This is a genomic window from Siphonobacter sp. SORGH_AS_1065 (genome assembly GCF_030818595.1).
GTDB lineage: Bacteria > Bacteroidota > Bacteroidia > Cytophagales > Spirosomataceae > Siphonobacter.
This window is the reverse complement of sequence record NZ_JAUTAM010000004.1, coordinates 1,482,501-1,497,679: the sequence shown is the minus strand read 5'-3', so window position 1 is coordinate 1,497,679 and position 15,179 is coordinate 1,482,501. Positions and strand designations below refer to the sequence as shown.

Here is a 15,179-nt window from a genome sequence, read left to right as displayed (position 1 = left end):
ATTTCTTCTTGTGTCTGTTCTTTCTGAGACGCTTTTTGCGTTTGTGGGTAGCAATTTTGTGGCGTTTACGTTTTTTTCCGCAAGGCATAATTGTAATGAGTTTAATGTTGGTAGTTACCGTTGCCCGAACAGTAGATCTATTCAGAACGAACCGATAACCGTCAACGACGTTAAAAAATTATTTTAACTGTTCCAGGTATTCCTGGACTCCCGCCAGAATGGAGGGATCAGTTTCTTTCTTCCGCACCTCTTCAAGAAGAGACTTGGCTTTTTCTTTTTGGCCCGTTTCAGCGTAGCAGATGCCTAAATAAAACATCGAGCGAGTACTGTTGGGGTGAGTCCGCAGGATTCGTTCAAAACGTCCAACCGCTTTTTCATACTGGTTGGAACGCATCGACAAAATACCCAGGTTAAATAAGGCAGGTTCAAAGTCAGGATCCTGTTCTAAGACCTCACGCAGCATGGCGATACCCTGCATAGGATTCGCCGTAGAAACATAAGTCATAGCCATGTTGGCTTTGGCCTGCATCAGATTAGGGTTCTTATCTAATGCTTTTTGGTACCAATCACGCGTTTGTTGGCCTAGAGTTGCCGCTTTGTCAGAATCAAGGGCAAACGTAAAGGCTTCGTAATACCGATCGCCCGCTTTTAAAAAGTGGTCGATAGAAGGTTGTAATCCAGCAATTTCTCCGGCGAAATACGCTGCACTATCAAACCGGGTAACTTTAGTAAAGAGTTCCACCAATTGCTCAGCGGCCCGAATGCGTTCGTCCGTGGGTTTGCTGGTTGTTTCAAACGTCTGACGAGCTTTATCCAAAGCCTGTCTTTGTTCGGTTGAAACGGGTTGCAGATGAGTTTCAGCTGCCGGAGCTGAAGAGGCAGGTTTTGAAGCTGCTTCTGACTGCGTTGGTACTTTCGTTTCTGCGGCAGCACGTTTATCATCCTTCACAGCAATCTTGGGCAGACTATAAAGACCGCCGATCGAAGCCGCTGCAACAACAATAAGGGCGATAAATGATTTTTTCACAGGAGTAATGTTTACTAAAATTTGGGACCGTTAGAATCCATTCGGATAGAAAGTCACAAATTCAACAACTACCAAAGCAAATCAATTCATTACTTGAATACACTTGTGAACAAAAAGGGCAGAAAGAAAGTAGAAGAGGACAGCTATTTTCTTCCTACCCTGCCTGTTCTCTAACCGAACTGATTAAACAGCTTGGCTAGCTTTTTCAGAAGTCTTTACTGATTCTGTGAATTCCTTCGCTGGTTTGAAGCTAGGAATGTAGTGCTCAGGGATCTCCATCGTTGTATTCTTAGAGATGTTCCGTGCTACTTTTTTAGCTCGTTTTTTGTTTACGAAGCTGCCGAAACCGCGAACGTATACCGGCTCGCCATCCACGAGAGCCTCTTTCACTACGCCGAAGAATGTCTCCAGACTTTGAGCTACATCAGCTTTGTCAATGCCGGTCTTTTCGGCGATTTTTGCGATAACGTCTGCTTTGGTCACTGGGGTAAACTTTAAAGGTTTATTAATTATTTTATTGAGAAAGTGCCTAAGGCTCAAAATTTTAGAGGCACAAAAGTACGGGTTTGAATTCATTTGCAAAACAATTCCTCAGAAAAGTCCTCGATATTTTTTTTATAAATACCTAATAGTAAGGTTTTTAGAAGGTAATTTATGCTAAAAACTAAATAAAAAGACCGGGGCTTCATAGGCTGTTTTAGGCTTTTTCTAACCCATACTGACACTCTGACGTGGCAAAACCTTTGGTCTGGTTCTTTTACTTTTCCGTATTTTAAGCCATGAAATGACCAACGATTTTTTTGCTCCTCAATTACTAGCCTGGTATGATCGTCACGGACGGGATCTACCCTGGCGGCATACCACCAATCCGTATTACATCTGGCTTTCGGAGATCATTCTTCAGCAAACCCGCGTAGTGCAGGGCATGCCTTATTACTATAAATTCGTCGAAGCGTTTCCAACCGTTAAAGATCTGGCTCAGGCCGACGAACGCGAAGTATTACGACTCTGGCAGGGATTGGGGTATTATTCCCGGGCCCGAAACCTGCACCGCACCGCTCAGATTATCGTGGAAGAATACGGTGGTGAATTTCCCGGTACTTATCAGGAGTTACTAAAACTCAAGGGCATCGGACCGTACACCGCTGCCGCGATCGCTTCGTTCGCTTTTAATGAATCTGTGGCCGTTTTGGATGGAAACGTGTACCGCGTGCTTGCCCGCATTTTTGGAATTGAAACCGACATCGCCAGTCATGCGGCCAAGGCAGAGTTTACGGCTCTGGCTAATCAACTGATTGATCCATCTCAGCCCGCCCGCTTCAACCAGGCCATTATGGATTTCGGAGCGACGCAGTGTGTGCCCGTTTCGCCGCAGTGTATGTTCTGTCCGTTTAATACCGTTTGCGAAGCCAGCAACACCGGGCGGCAGGCTCAATTGCCCGTGAAGTCGAAGAAAACAAAAGTGCGGGAGCGTTACTTTCATTACCTCGTTATTGAACACCAAGGCCGGTTTGCCATGCGGGAAAGGCCACCCAAAGATGTCTGGATGTCCATGTTCGATTTCTGGCTGGTGGAAGACGACCGACTGCTGGACTGGGATACGCTGAGCGAACATCCGCCGCTTGAGGCAGTAGCTTCGCAGTTAACGCTCAAAAGCGAATCGCCGGTATATACCCATGTGCTTTCTCATCAGCGGATTCAGGCTAAGTTCTGGCACCTGGAAACCACTTCGGAAAGTAACTTCCCAGCATCCTTGCAATTTCATGAGCTGGACGAAATTGAAAAGTTACCCAAACCAGTCTTAGTCGTTAATTATTTAAACAAGTTAGCGAGTACAAATACTGATTGAGCGGTAAGGTAAGTTATTGGAAATTCTCTTTGATTTGAAGCTTGAATTTCGTAAATTTATATTCAATCTGTTGATAATCAATATGGCACGTACATTCAATAAAGTAACATTAATCGGAAATTTAGGCCGTGATCCAGAGAGTCGTACGCTTCCCAGCGGAGCGAAGGTTACGGATTTTCCCGTAGCTACTTCAGAGTCATATAATACGAAAAACGGGGAGAAAGTGGACCTGACGACCTGGTTTCGTGCCGAAGCCTGGGATCGTCTGAGTGATGTAGCTTCTCAGTATTTGAAAAAAGGAGATCAGGTATATCTGGAAGGACGTTTACGGATGGAGGAATATACCGATAAAGACGGTAATCAGCGTTCGGCTTTGCGTCTTCGGGTGCTTGATTTACAGTTGCTCAATAATAATCGCTCCGACGAAGGTGGTTTTGCTCCTGTATCTTCCTCTATGTCAGCTCCTCAACAAGCGACTTCGGCTTCACAACCTACCGCGATGCCGACTTCAAATGCGACCCCAACTACCTTTAGTAGCTCTTCGGGCGAAGAGGATGATTTACCCTTCTAATTTAAGAAAAGCATAAAAAATAATTAGCACATATCCGTTAATCCTGATTGTTTTGCAATTCAACCGGGGTTAACGGATACTTTTTTGTTATCTTGGCTTACGTTAGACCAAACGCTTTCCATTTTGGAGCCACATTTGCTCACTGAACCTGTTCTAGGCGATATCCTAGACCCATTCCCTCTTTGGGCACCTCTCGCCAACGCGGTAGGTGCCGGATTCTACATCAGTAACGGACTTATCCTGATTCTGTTACTAGCCGCCTCAGCCCTGGCTTCCGGCTCTGAAGTAGGTTTTTTCTCTCTTTCGCTCGATGCTCGCAATGACATCCGCGATAGTGACCATGCTTCCGAGCGACGCATTGCTAAACTGCTCGACCATCCGCAGTTGCTTCTGGCTACCATCCTGATTTTTAAAAACTTACTGGATATTACACTGGTAACCCTAACAGCAGTAGCTACCAAAGAAGCTCTGGGCGAAGGAGTAGAAGCCTGGGTTAGTATCCTGATTCAGACCGTAGGAGTTACTTTCCTGATTGTATTTTTCGGAGAATTGATCCCTAAAGTATGGGCTAATCAAAACCCCATTAAGTTTCTAAAAATAACGGCTCCGGTTATAGAAGCGGCTCAGGTTATTTTTAAGCCCATCTCGATTCCTCTGATGAGTATTTCGAATATGATCGAGAAACGGGTTCAACGGAAAGGATACACCATTACGGCGGAAGAACTAAGCCACGCGTTAGAAATTACGACGGGGAAGGATACGTCGCTGGAACAAAAGGAAATTCTTCGGGGAATCGTGAATTTCAGCAGCATCTCGGCCCGGCAGATTATGCGTTCAAGGATGGACATTACCGCTTTTGACATTGAGCTGGATTTCCACGAGTTAATGGATAAGATTAATAAGTCGGGCTATTCACGAGTACCGGTTTACCGAGGATCCATCGATAAAATTGAGGGGATTCTCTATATCAAGGATTTACTACCCTACATTGATCAGGACGAATCGTTCAACTGGCAGGAAACACTACGCCCCGTGTACTTCATTCCCGAAAGCAAAAAAATTGACGATTTGTTACATGATTTTCAGGAAAAAAGGGTGCACGTAGCCATTATCGTTAATGAGTACGGAGAAACCGAGGGATTGATTACGCTGGAGGACATCATTGAGGAAATCGTAGGGGATATTCGGGACGAATACGACGAAGAGGAAATTCAGTACACTAAAATCGATGATAATACTTACGTTTTTGAAGGAAAGACTTCACTTAACGACGTAACCAAAGTACTATCGATGGATTCGGAAATATTTGATACCGTTCGCGGCGATAGTGAGTCACTGGGAGGTTTGTTACTTGAACTTTTTGGCCGCTTACCCAAAGTAAACGAAGAGGTAATGCATCAGTATTTCACCTTCCGGGTTCTGGCTGCTGATCAGAAACGAATCAAAAAAGTCCGGGTTTCGGTCCTTCGTCCCGGGGCAGAAGTTACCAAAGCAGAATAAGGGTGAAGGACTATCGCCAAGCGTCTATTTTACTTTCAATTATAACCTCAAATCATGGATCGCCGATCATTTGTGAAAAATGCTTCTGTAGCTGCGGCTGGTGCGGGCGTAATGCCCGAAACCCGCGAAAAACTAACATTCGTACACCACGTTTTTTTCTGGTTGAAAAACCCTGATAACAAGGCTGACTATGACCAGATGCTAAATGCTCTGAAAACTCTGGGAAAATTATCAGTCATTCAGCACGCTCACATTGGTAAGCCCGTAGTGACTGAATTTGATAAGTCTGTTACCGACGGGACGTATTCTTTCTCGGTAATGCTGGTTTTTGCGTCAGCAAAGGACGAACAAACCTATCTTGTTCATCCCGAGCATAAGGCCTTTATTGATAAGAACAACCATTTGTGGAGTAAGGTAGTCGTTTACGATTCCACTCAGATTTAAGCAGGTAAGAAGAAGGGGTTATAAAACACGTTTCATAACCCCTTCTTCTTGTTCGGATGGTTCATTAACCATTATCGGCGAATTCTGGGTACAGCATCATTCCACCATCAATGTATAAGGTTTCGCCCGTTACGTAATCCGATTCATCGGAAGCTAACCAGATGGTAGCTTTGGCTACGTCTTCGGGTTTTCCAATGCGTTTGTAAGGAATAAGGTCCAGCAGGCCAGGTAACTTCTCCGGGTCACTCCAGACCTCTTTATTAATCGGCGTTTTAATAGCTCCCGGACTGATGGCATTCACCCGAATCTTCAACGGAGCCAGCTCCTGAGCAATAGATTTCATAAACATCAGTACACCGCCTTTAGAGGCTGCGTAATTGACATGGCCCGCCCAGGGAATCATGTCATGAACGGAACTCATGCAAATGATTTTTCCAATTGATAGATCTTCCTCTTTTTGATCTTTAGCCTGCTTGATGAATTGATGAGCAGCCTCGCGTGAACAAAGGAACTGACTCGTCAGATTCGTTGAAATTACACCATCCCATTGTTCCAGAGTCATTTCCAGAAATGGGGCATCCATCTGACGGCCCGTATTATTAACCAGAATATCCAGTCTTCCGAACGCTTCTATAGTTTGAGCAAAAAGAGCTTTTACGTCATCTTCTTTGCTGACATCGGCTTTAACCGTGATGCCTGTTCCGCCGAAGCCCTTGATTTGTTCCAGAGCCTCGTCGGCTCCTTCCGAACTTTTGTGGTAGTTAATAACTACGGAGGCCCCTTCGCGGGCCATTTCTATAGCGATGGCTTTTCCAATTCCTGAACTGGAGCCCGTAATAATGGCCACCGAATTGGCAAGTCTTTGTTGTGAGGTCATGCGTTGTGAATAGACAGGGTTATGCTTCAAGAGTAGTCATAGATTTCGTTGCCGCATTCCGCCAAGCCCAGCGGCGGGCCATCTCAATGGCAATCTTTAAAGCTTCGCCATGATTACGAATCCCATTGTTCATTAATCGTTTGGCAATCAATAACGCACGTTCCCGCGTAGTGGGAGAGAGCGTGTGAAGTAGTTCATCAGTTTTCATGGCTATCCTATTATATGATGACTCACAAAAAGAAAGGATTATGCCTATTCAGGAAGGGTAATATAAAGGAAAATACTGTGTATTAAATTACCCAAAATAGTATTTTTTTCTATAGATATCTGACTTTCTGATTGATAATCTTATTGGCACAGCATTTGAACCATACATTGATAGTAAACTATTAGTTTAGACTTGCTTGTTTAAGTAATAAAGCTTATTATCCTAACCAACATGGTTGAATAATTCCGCTATCGTTATGAAAAAAATTGTAATTTCATTATTCCTGATTGCCTGTAGTTCTATGGCTCATGCTCAGCTCAGAGATTGGGCAGTTGGAGTGAAAGTAGGTCAACCTACGGGTTTGAACTTACGTAAATATGGCGATCGAAACGCCTTTGATTTGACCGTAGGAACCTATGGAGGTCTGCTGGGTGGTACTACGGATTACCGACAGGGAAAATTGAAAGGCGTGGGCTTTGCTATCAACGCATCTTATCTCTGGTACGCTCCCATTATGAATGATCGACTCTCGCTCTATGGGGGTGTCGGAGCTCAGGTAACTTCGCGTCGCTACTATCCCAGCGAGTTTGCTGCTAGCAATGCTTACGTCAAAAACGTTGGTATTGGGCCTACGGCTAACATCGGTCTTGAGATTCTTCCCAAACAAACCCCTTATTCTATCTTTTTTGAGGGAGGATTATACGCAGAGTTATTACCCGCCTTTCTGCACTTCAGCCCACAGTTAAATGCAGGGATTCGTTATAATTTCTAATAGTACTGATCTGTATCATAATTTATCAAATTAATCATTAAGCCTTTATACAGGGAAAAGCATTAACAGCCATGAAACGTCAACTTATTTTAATTGGAGCCTTAGCTAGTGGATTATTCTTAAGCTCTTGTGCAGGCGTAGATAACTTCTCTAGTAGTCTAAAACGCAGTAACTCGTCTAGGTATGCAAACTCAGACCGTAACCGGGACGATAGACGCGAGGACAGGAAAGAAGAGCGTCAGGAGCGGAAAGAACGCGAAGAACGTCAGGAAGCCCGCGAGGAACGCCGGGAAGAAGCCCGGGATTTTCGGGAGGACATGCGAGCAGACGATCGCGACAGCCGTCGATCCGATGATCGTGACAGCAGCCGTAACGAAGAAAGAGAAATTCGCAGCGATCGGTACCGGGATGAAGAAGTAAGAGATAATCGTCGGGATGACCGAGATGATCGCCGAAATGACGATCGGGATGAACGCCGGGATCGTTACGAAGACGAACGCCGGGACAGCCGTCGGGATGAGGACCGGGATCGCTATTATTACAGAAGCAACCGCAACGAAGATCGTTACCGCGATGAAGATAACTACAGTCGCAGAAATTTATCCAGAGAAGAGCTAGACAAACAAGACTTATCCGAAAGAATTCGCGAGCAGATTGAAGATGTGAATGAAAGAATTGGATGGCTCGACGAAAAACAAAAGGGTGAAAGCCGTAAGGAACGCCGCAAACGCGAAGAATTGAAAACCGAGTTAGAAGAAAAACGGATGCAGTTATTCCAGGTGTATTACGATGTTAACCAATCAAGTGGTCGGGACTGGAGAAAAGCGAAACGCGAAAGTAACCGATTCCTGAGCGATGTAGATAAGAAAATTGATGAAGCTAATGATCTTTTAGACCGAGGAAAATAGTCTACAGCAGCAGCGAAAAAAGGACTTCATTCGTGAAGTCCTTTTTTTGTGTTAATTTATTATATGTGAGTGAGTTAAGATAGTTATTAACGAAACAGGCATGACAATTTTATGGAGTAATTCATACCAATAATTCAATCTAACGACTTTAATACTATGGCTAACCAACCTTTAAATACCCCACAAAACGAGAATCCTAATATCCGTAAATTGCTCTTATTTATAGGTGCAGTATTTGTAGCGTTTATTTTGTGGGCCATCTTCGGAAGTTTACTCACGGGTAATAAACCAGATTCACCGAAAGGAGCCGGAGCTGTTACGGCGGGCGATAGTGCTTATGTAACAGAAAGCGATACGTTAAGAACGCAATAAATTAACTAGGGTATGACCAGTAATCATATCCTTTTTTTATAGCAAAGGAGAAAAATAAAAATAGTATTAATTAAAGATTTTTTTATAAAAAGAAGGGGCTCCTGAATCAGTTCAGGAGCCCCTTCTTTTTATAAAGCTAAACCTTAAGCACTCATCAGATAATGATTAACCGTTTCAGGTTCTAACTCTTCTAATCGTTTGATAAACGCCTTCAGCAGACTAACCTGGCTGGTAAGTAAGTGTCTGAGGCTATCAGACATATCTTCGCGTAAAGCGTTTTTATAGAGAGTCAGTAAGTTACTATCTACCTTAGCTCTTAAATCTTTTTCGTATGACTCATGATCATCTGAGGAATACCATTCTGGCGTTGATGCCACATCATAGGACATTCTTCCCCCAAAATTCCACAGTTGATTCACTAATTGTGTTTTACAAAGATTACTGCTAGTGATTCCTCTCATTAAAAAAGGCTTCACCAAAAGGCAATTTACACGTAAAGCAAGTAACTGATAAACGCGACTACGGCCTTCGTGAGCGTTGATAATTGCATTAAGCAAATCGTTTAGGCGGTGGTTTTCAGATCTTTCCATAAAAAGGAACGATTTATAAGCATTAAAAAACGGGATGGATATTTCGATAACCTAAACGTATATACGAAAGACGCTATAGATTTTCTATGCTTATGGTCACTAATATCGTTCCAAGCGGAGCATTTCCTATGAGTTACTGTGCATTTGTTGCAGGGATTCAATGAGCAGTAAATCCTGTTGGATAACTTCCCGGTGGCTAGACAGCAAAGCGTATACTTCAGGAAGGGCTTTCACCTTTTCGTGATCCAGTACAGTTTCATAAGCTTCAATAGCAGTTTTATCCCCCGTCTGGCAGGAGCTTAGGATGCTTTCCCGATCTTTCCCTACTATTTTCGCTTTGAGGTCAAGCCAGGTCTGATGCAGTTTTCCTGCCGTAGTACCTGAATCTGAAGGAGTCTGGCCATAATGCTTAACAATTTCGCCTAACTGATCAGCAAATGATTCACTCTCTTTAACAAAGGTGGAAAAGAGGCTTTTCAAATCCAGATCTTCAATATCCTGAGATGCTAGTTGATACCCATGCGTTCGATCATTGTTGATCTTAACCAGATTGTCTAAATCGTCGATTAATTTTTCTACTTCCGTTGCCATTGATTAGATAAGATTAGAGTTGAAGAAATGGAGTGATATACGTTATTAAAATGCCGGGTGAATTCGGTTCTGCTGATCGGCTTCCGAAATAGCCGTGGGAACAGGCATTACATCTTCCTGAGCAGGAAGGCCTTCGGGCGTTTCGCCAATTTCATCAGGAGTCACCTCTGGAACATCTGTCAGTGGTGGCGTCTCTACGGGAGCTTCGGGAACCGAATCAGGAATTTCCTCTGGAGCATGGGGCTGGTCAGGAAAAGTTCCTGGAATATCAGGCGTTACCGGATCAATTTCAGGCAACTCAGGTGTGGCAGGTACTTCCGGTACTGATCCTGGAAAAATAGCATTAGGACGAGTAGCGGCATCTTCTTCCTTACGGGTTTCCTGTGGATACGAAGATTCATCTCCCAAACCTAGATCGCCTTCATTTTCTTCCATTGACTTTTCTAGTTCCAGTTCCTGTGCGGTTTCAGAGGGTGTATCCGTATGAATACCAGAGGATTTTTCTCCGGGTAGTGGACGAGTGAGTTGTTGCGTTTCCATGGATAAGAGGTATATTTAGTGACGTGATCAACTAGCGAAAAGGATATGCCATTGCAGGAATTCCCAAAATGGGGAAAAGTAACTCCGGGTTACTGCAAGGCATAAATGGAGGTATTATTCTTTTATTAATCGCTCAAAACCCTTGGAAACTATGGAAAATCAAACATCTCAAACACCAGAACCCACGGTTGAAAAATTTCTGGAAGAAGTAGAAAAGAAAGAACCCGACACGAATAATGCTCAGGAAAAGGATCAGTTTAAAGAAAAAAGAGAAAACGACTCGGAATTTCAGGAGCTAGCCGAACAGGAAGAAGAAAAAGCCCGTGAAGCTGAAAAATTCGTAGGAAGCTGATTAAGAATAGATCGCTGGTAACCTCTTATAAAACAGACTCGTCCCCTTGGGCGGGTCTGTTTTGCTTTCTAAGAAAAGTCTAATTATCTATTTCTCTTAGTGGGAATTTTTCAAACGAAGAGTCGTAAATAAGTTTAAGAAATATTTTTCCTTGATTTTACAGATAATAGTCTGTGAGTTAGCAAGTTATGCCATATTTAAGTAAATTCATGAATTTGATAAGACCTTGAGAATGAACTCAAATACAGAGAAATTATTTATTTATTCTATCTGATTTATAGACATTGTCTAATTTTGTCGGATAGAATAAATAATGAGCAATACGAAGGGATGGAAAAATTAGTGGACGGTATGAACAATGAAGCGTTAATTCAGGAGTTAACCCCCCAGCTGGAAGCCCTTAATCCGGCTGAAGCCATCGAACTCCTTACCCGGCAATTTCCCGGTAAAGTAGTTTTTTCTACCTCACTAGGTCAGGAAGATCAGGTGATTACGGATTTTATCTATCGTAATAACTTGCCCGTACGAGTTTTCACGCTCGATACGGGTCGTTTATTTCAGCAGACCTACGATTTGCTCGATGCGACGCGGGCCAAATACAATCATTCCATCGAAACCTACTTTCCCAATACACAACGGGTAGAGGCGTTAGTGCAGGAAAAAGGCTTTAACAGCTTTTATTACTCCGTTGAAAATCGGAAGGAATGCTGTTTCATTCGTAAAATTGAACCCCTGAAACGGGCTTTGGCTGGTGCCGAAATCTGGATTACGGGTTTACGGGCCGAGCAATCCGAAAACCGGGCTGACATGCCTATTCTGGAATGGGACAAAGGAAATCAGTTAATAAAGTATAATCCGCTGATTCACTGGACTTACGATGAAGTATTAGCGTATTTGGAGAAATACCGGGTTCCTGATAACCCTTTGCACCGTCAGGGCTTCATTAGTATCGGTTGTGCCTGCTGCACGCGGGCCATCGAACCCGGCGAACATCCCCGTGCCGGTCGCTGGTGGTGGGAAGAGTCTAAAAAAGAGTGTGGATTGCATTCGGCGTAAGCCGCTTACTTATATATAATGATGGATCTTACAGGATCTGTTTAATCTGAAATTATACCCTAATGAGTTCTTTTGGAGATAAGTCACTGATTCCGGCTTCGGCTCTCGAAAATCCGATTTTCCCCCGTGAGCTTGAAGACGAGGCCATTTACATCATGCGGGAAGTAGCCGCCCAATTTGAGCGTCCCGCCATTCTTTTCTCGGGTGGTAAAGATTCTATTACCCTGGTTCGTCTGGCTCAAAAAGCCTTTTACCCCGGCAAAATTCCTTTTCCTTTAGTGCACGTGGATACAGGTCATAACTTTCCCGAAACCATTGCTTACCGCGATTGGCTGGTTAAGGAGGTAGGAGCCGAGTTGATCGTTCGTTACGTTCAGGACTCCATTAATCAGGGTAAAGTACAGGAAGAAACGGGTAAGTATGCTTCCCGGAATGCTCTTCAGACAGTAACGTTGCTGGATGCCATCGAAGAATTCAAGTTTGATGCCTGCATCGGTGGAGCACGCCGGGACGAAGAAAAGGCTCGGGCGAAAGAACGGATTTTCAGTGTTCGTGACGATTTCGGCCAATGGGATGCCAAACGTCAGCGTCCCGAATTATTCGATATGCTCAATGGCCGGATTTCAGTAGGTGAAAACGTTCGCGTATTCCCTATTTCCAATTGGACGGAATTAGACGTTTGGAATTATATTAAGGAAGAAGGGATTCCATTACCATCCATTTACTTCTCGCACCAACGTCCCGTTTTTGAACGCGATGGCATGTTATGGGCCGATTCAGAATTCATTAATAAGGATACGGATGAAATTCCTTACGAAGCCACCGTCCGTTTCCGCACGGTAGGCGATATGACCTGTACGGCAGCTGTTCTTTCTGAAGCAACGGAATTAGATGACATCATCGGAGAAATTCTTTCCGCAGAAATTTCAGAACGCGGAGCCCGGATGGACGATAAACGTTCGGAAGCGGCGATGGAGAAACGTAAACAGCAGGGCTATTTTTAACCCCTTCCTATATATAATAAGATATGGTTGCATTTTCAGCTAAACTGAGAATGCCGAATCTGGCGGGAAAGTTGACTCCTGCAATTCTTAATCCTTCCTATGGACATTTTACGAATAGCTACTGCGGGCTCGGTTGATGATGGCAAAAGCACATTGATTGGCCGCTTATTATACGAAACGCAATCCATCACCCGCGATAAACTGGAAGCACTCGAAGCCGCCAGTAAACGCAAAGGACTGGATTTCCTGGATCTATCCTTATTAACCGACGGTCTGATTGCCGAGCGTGAGCAGGGGATTACCATCGACGTAGCTCATATTTACTTCAGCACGCCTACTCGCAAATACATCATCGCCGATACGCCGGGTCACTTTGAGTATACCCGTAACATGGTAACAGGTGCTTCAAATGCGAAAGTATCGCTGATTTTGGTCGATGCTCGGCACGGCGTAGTAGAGCAAACCTTCCGCCATTTTTTCATTTCGTCTATGTTACGGATTCCTAAGGTAATCGTCTGCGTGAACAAAATGGATTTGGTAGGATACAGTGAAGAACGTTTCCAGCAAATCAAACAGGAGTTTCAGGACATTGCGGCAAAAGTGCAATTTTCAGGTCAGGAAATTGAGTTTGTACCCATCTCTTCTTTATATGGGGTAAACATTACCAAAAAGTCTGACGAGATAAGCTGGTATTCGGGAGTTTCTTTATTAGAGACACTGGAAAAATTCGATGATCAGGTAAAGACAGACTCCAGCCATGCGGCTCGATTCCCCGTTCAGTACGTCGTTCGCCCTAAAACGGAAGAGTATCACGATTATCGCGGATACGCCGGACGAGTAGCCAGTGGAACCTTTAGCGTAGGAGATGAAATCGTGGTATTACCCACGGGGCAACGCTCTAAGATATCATCCATTGAGAAATTTGACCAATCCTTGCAGCACGCTCACGCCCGCGAATCGGTAGTAATCAGTCTGGAAACAGACGTAGACGTATCACGGGGTAACATGTTAGTAAAGGCGGGTGAAGAGCCTACGCAACTGCGGGAAATTTCCGCTCAGGTTTGCTGGCTGGATTACCAGGCCTTAACACCGGGTAAAACCTTATTGCTCCAGCATGGTATTAATGACACAAAAGCAAAAGTGCTGGCTTTGGAAGAGCTCATTGATGTTCAAACGTTGGAAAAAAGCGAGAACCCGGCTCAGCTAAAGTTGAATGAAATCGGTGGAATCCGCTTGAAGGTGGCCAAACCCATTTTTGCCGACACCTATCAGGAAAATCCCTCCAACGGAGCCTTTATATTAATTGATGAATTCTCGCACGCAACGGTTGGCGTCGGATTTATGAATTAACTAAATGCCTATTTGGGAATCTAATCTCTTGTTTGGTTACATAAATCGGTCATTCAATTACTCAAAACGCTCTTTTGTCATTCAGAGCGAGGCGAAGAACCTTACTAAGAAAGGCTGAGAAAACATTCTTAATGGGGCACTGCTTGCATTATTCAAGTTTCGCCTCTTGCCTAAGTAAGCTCTCTCAACGTCGAACGGACAGGGGAAGTGATCAGGGAGTAATAAAATGATGATTAAATGAAAGTGTTTAGTGAATAAGGAAAAAGCCCGAAACTGCTGGTTTCGGGCTTTTTTATGCAGTTTTCTAACCCATCCACGATTTCGACAAGGCTTTCCGTAATTTCGCCATTCTTCCAATCGTCTCTATGCATGACATTTGTATCATCAATTTGATAGTACTCAAACATAAATCGATATGGAAACGCAAGTAATAGGACTGCATCACGTTACGGCAATTGCAGGAGACGCAAAACGGAATTATGATTTTTATACCAAAGTACTGGGAATGCGGTTTGTGAAGAAGACCGTGAACTTCGACGATCCGCAAACCTACCACTTCTATTATGGAAATTACCAGGCTGAACCCGGAACGATCTGGACCTTCTTCCCCTGGGGTAAAGCCGTACCTCAAGGAAGAAGGGGGACGGGGCAGGCAACGGAAGTCGGATTTTCGGTTCCTGAAGGAAGTTTAGACTTCTGGCTGAAACGTCTCGACCAACATGGAGTCATCTATAATAAGCCAGCAACCAAGTTTGGAGAAGAATATTTGACCGTATTAGATCCCGATGGATTAAAACTGGAATTAACGGTAACCTCTCAAAAGGATAACCGCGAAGCCAACACCACTGATGACATTAAGGCCGAACACGGTATCAAAGGATTCTCTGGAGTAACTTTAACGCTGAACTCCATTCAGGCAACCGCTGAAATCTTAACCGATTTGCTGGACTACAAACTGGAAATGGAACATGTGAACCGCTACCGCTTTGTAAATCCCAACAGCGAGACAGCCAGTGTGATTGATTTGGTAGAAGTTCCTGGCGAACGTCGAGGCCATGTAGCGGGGGGAAGTGTACACCACGTAGCTTTCCGGGTAAAAGACGACGCTGCTCAAATGGCTTTAAGAGAGAAAATCGAAAGTAGAGGTTTAAATATTACTCCTCAGATT

At 44.0% G+C, this 15,179-nt stretch carries 19 protein-coding genes (1 of these 19 only partly in view); 12 read left to right on the top strand and 7 right to left on the bottom strand.

Going from position 1 to position 15,179, the window contains the following annotated elements; translation table 11 throughout:
• Nucleotides 1-178: 178 nt before the first annotated feature.
• On the bottom strand, nt 179-1,027 hold the full coding sequence (locus tag QE390_RS06825; protein ID WP_106637499.1) for a lipopolysaccharide assembly protein LapB: 849 nt from the start codon (nt 1,025-1,027) through the stop codon (nt 179-181).
• A 183-nt stretch (nt 1,028-1,210) separates the two neighbouring features.
• On the bottom strand, nt 1,211-1,510 hold the full coding sequence (locus QE390_RS06820; RefSeq protein ID WP_094810619.1) for an HU family DNA-binding protein: 300 nt from the start codon (nt 1,508-1,510) through the stop codon (nt 1,211-1,213).
• A 301-nt stretch (nt 1,511-1,811) separates the two neighbouring features.
• Between QE390_RS06820 and mutY the strand changes: the two genes are divergently transcribed.
• The 4 genes from mutY to QE390_RS06800 all read left to right on the top strand — a co-directional run bounded on the left by mutY (nt 1,812) and on the right by QE390_RS06800 (nt 5,391).
• Nucleotides 1,812-2,876, top strand: coding sequence for an A/G-specific adenine glycosylase (gene mutY / locus QE390_RS06815; RefSeq protein WP_307141579.1), 1,065 nt, complete (start codon nt 1,812-1,814; stop codon nt 2,874-2,876).
• An 82-nt stretch (nt 2,877-2,958) separates the two neighbouring features.
• On the top strand, nt 2,959-3,447 hold the full coding sequence (locus QE390_RS06810; protein ID WP_307141578.1) for a single-stranded DNA-binding protein: 489 nt from the start codon (nt 2,959-2,961) through the stop codon (nt 3,445-3,447).
• Between the two features lie 123 nt (nt 3,448-3,570).
• Nucleotides 3,571-4,947 carry a gliding motility-associated protein GldE gene (gldE, locus tag QE390_RS06805; RefSeq protein ID WP_307141577.1) on the top strand — a complete coding sequence of 459 codons (1,377 nt, stop codon included), beginning with the start codon at nt 3,571-3,573 and terminating at the stop codon, nt 4,945-4,947.
• A gap of 54 nt (nt 4,948-5,001) precedes the next feature.
• On the top strand, nt 5,002-5,391 hold the full coding sequence (locus QE390_RS06800; protein ID WP_307141576.1) for a Dabb family protein: 390 nt from the start codon (nt 5,002-5,004) through the stop codon (nt 5,389-5,391).
• A gap of 64 nt (nt 5,392-5,455) precedes the next feature.
• Here QE390_RS06800 and QE390_RS06795 read toward each other — a convergent pair whose 3' ends face one another.
• Both QE390_RS06795 and QE390_RS06790 read right to left on the bottom strand, forming a co-directional pair.
• Nucleotides 5,456-6,268: an SDR family oxidoreductase gene (locus QE390_RS06795; protein WP_106637503.1), complete on the bottom strand. Its 813-nt coding sequence runs from the start codon at nt 6,266-6,268 to the stop codon at nt 5,456-5,458.
• Between the two features lie 19 nt (nt 6,269-6,287).
• Entirely contained in the window at nt 6,288-6,476 is a 189-nt protein-coding gene (locus tag QE390_RS06790) for a hypothetical protein (protein WP_106637504.1), read from the bottom strand.
• Between the two features lie 256 nt (nt 6,477-6,732).
• Here QE390_RS06790 and QE390_RS06785 point away from each other — a divergent pair, with 256 nt between their 5' ends.
• The 3 genes from QE390_RS06785 to QE390_RS06775 all read left to right on the top strand — a co-directional run bounded on the left by QE390_RS06785 (nt 6,733) and on the right by QE390_RS06775 (nt 8,528).
• Nucleotides 6,733-7,248, top strand: coding sequence for a hypothetical protein (locus tag QE390_RS06785; RefSeq protein ID WP_307141575.1), 516 nt, complete (start codon nt 6,733-6,735; stop codon nt 7,246-7,248).
• A gap of 71 nt (nt 7,249-7,319) precedes the next feature.
• On the top strand, nt 7,320-8,156 hold the full coding sequence (locus QE390_RS06780) for a hypothetical protein (protein WP_307141574.1): 837 nt from the start codon (nt 7,320-7,322) through the stop codon (nt 8,154-8,156).
• A gap of 156 nt (nt 8,157-8,312) precedes the next feature.
• Nucleotides 8,313-8,528 carry a hypothetical protein gene (locus QE390_RS06775; protein WP_106637508.1) on the top strand — a complete coding sequence of 72 codons (216 nt, stop codon included), beginning with the start codon at nt 8,313-8,315 and terminating at the stop codon, nt 8,526-8,528.
• A 143-nt stretch (nt 8,529-8,671) separates the two neighbouring features.
• On the opposite strand, the gene QE390_RS06770 is transcribed toward QE390_RS06775, so the two are convergent.
• The 3 genes from QE390_RS06770 to QE390_RS06760 form a co-directional block, all read right to left on the bottom strand.
• Nucleotides 8,672-9,118, bottom strand: a complete 447-nt coding sequence (locus tag QE390_RS06770; protein WP_106637509.1) for a hypothetical protein — start codon at nt 9,116-9,118, stop codon at nt 8,672-8,674.
• 126 nt (nt 9,119-9,244) lie between these two features.
• A complete protein-coding gene (locus QE390_RS06765; RefSeq protein ID WP_106637510.1) occupies nt 9,245-9,709 on the bottom strand; it encodes a PA2169 family four-helix-bundle protein in 465 nt (154 codons plus the stop codon).
• 45 nt (nt 9,710-9,754) lie between these two features.
• Nucleotides 9,755-10,249, bottom strand: coding sequence for a hypothetical protein (locus QE390_RS06760; protein WP_307141573.1), 495 nt, complete (start codon nt 10,247-10,249; stop codon nt 9,755-9,757).
• A gap of 151 nt (nt 10,250-10,400) precedes the next feature.
• Here QE390_RS06760 and QE390_RS06755 point away from each other — a divergent pair, with 151 nt between their 5' ends.
• From QE390_RS06755 to QE390_RS06735, 5 genes are all read left to right on the top strand, one after another.
• Nucleotides 10,401-10,601, top strand: coding sequence for a hypothetical protein (locus QE390_RS06755; protein WP_106637512.1), 201 nt, complete (start codon nt 10,401-10,403; stop codon nt 10,599-10,601).
• A 330-nt stretch (nt 10,602-10,931) separates the two neighbouring features.
• Nucleotides 10,932-11,657 (top strand): phosphoadenylyl-sulfate reductase, encoded by a 726-nt coding sequence (locus QE390_RS06750; protein ID WP_373424536.1) that lies wholly within the window; start codon nt 10,932-10,934, stop codon nt 11,655-11,657.
• A 155-nt stretch (nt 11,658-11,812) separates the two neighbouring features.
• Complete coding sequence (cysD, locus tag QE390_RS06745; RefSeq protein ID WP_232793762.1) at nt 11,813-12,661, top strand: sulfate adenylyltransferase subunit CysD; 849 nt, start codon at nt 11,813-11,815, stop codon at nt 12,659-12,661.
• A 99-nt stretch (nt 12,662-12,760) separates the two neighbouring features.
• A complete protein-coding gene (locus tag QE390_RS06740) occupies nt 12,761-14,011 on the top strand; it encodes a sulfate adenylyltransferase subunit 1 (RefSeq protein WP_307141572.1) in 1,251 nt (416 codons plus the stop codon).
• Nucleotides 14,012-14,426: 415 nt separating this feature from the next.
• A protein-coding gene (locus QE390_RS06735) for a ring-cleaving dioxygenase (RefSeq protein WP_307141571.1) crosses the window boundary here: on the top strand, nt 14,427-15,179 show its 5' portion. The gene runs 183 nt beyond the window's last position; only the first 753 of its 936 coding nucleotides appear in the window; it begins with the start codon at nt 14,427-14,429; its stop codon lies beyond the right edge, outside the window.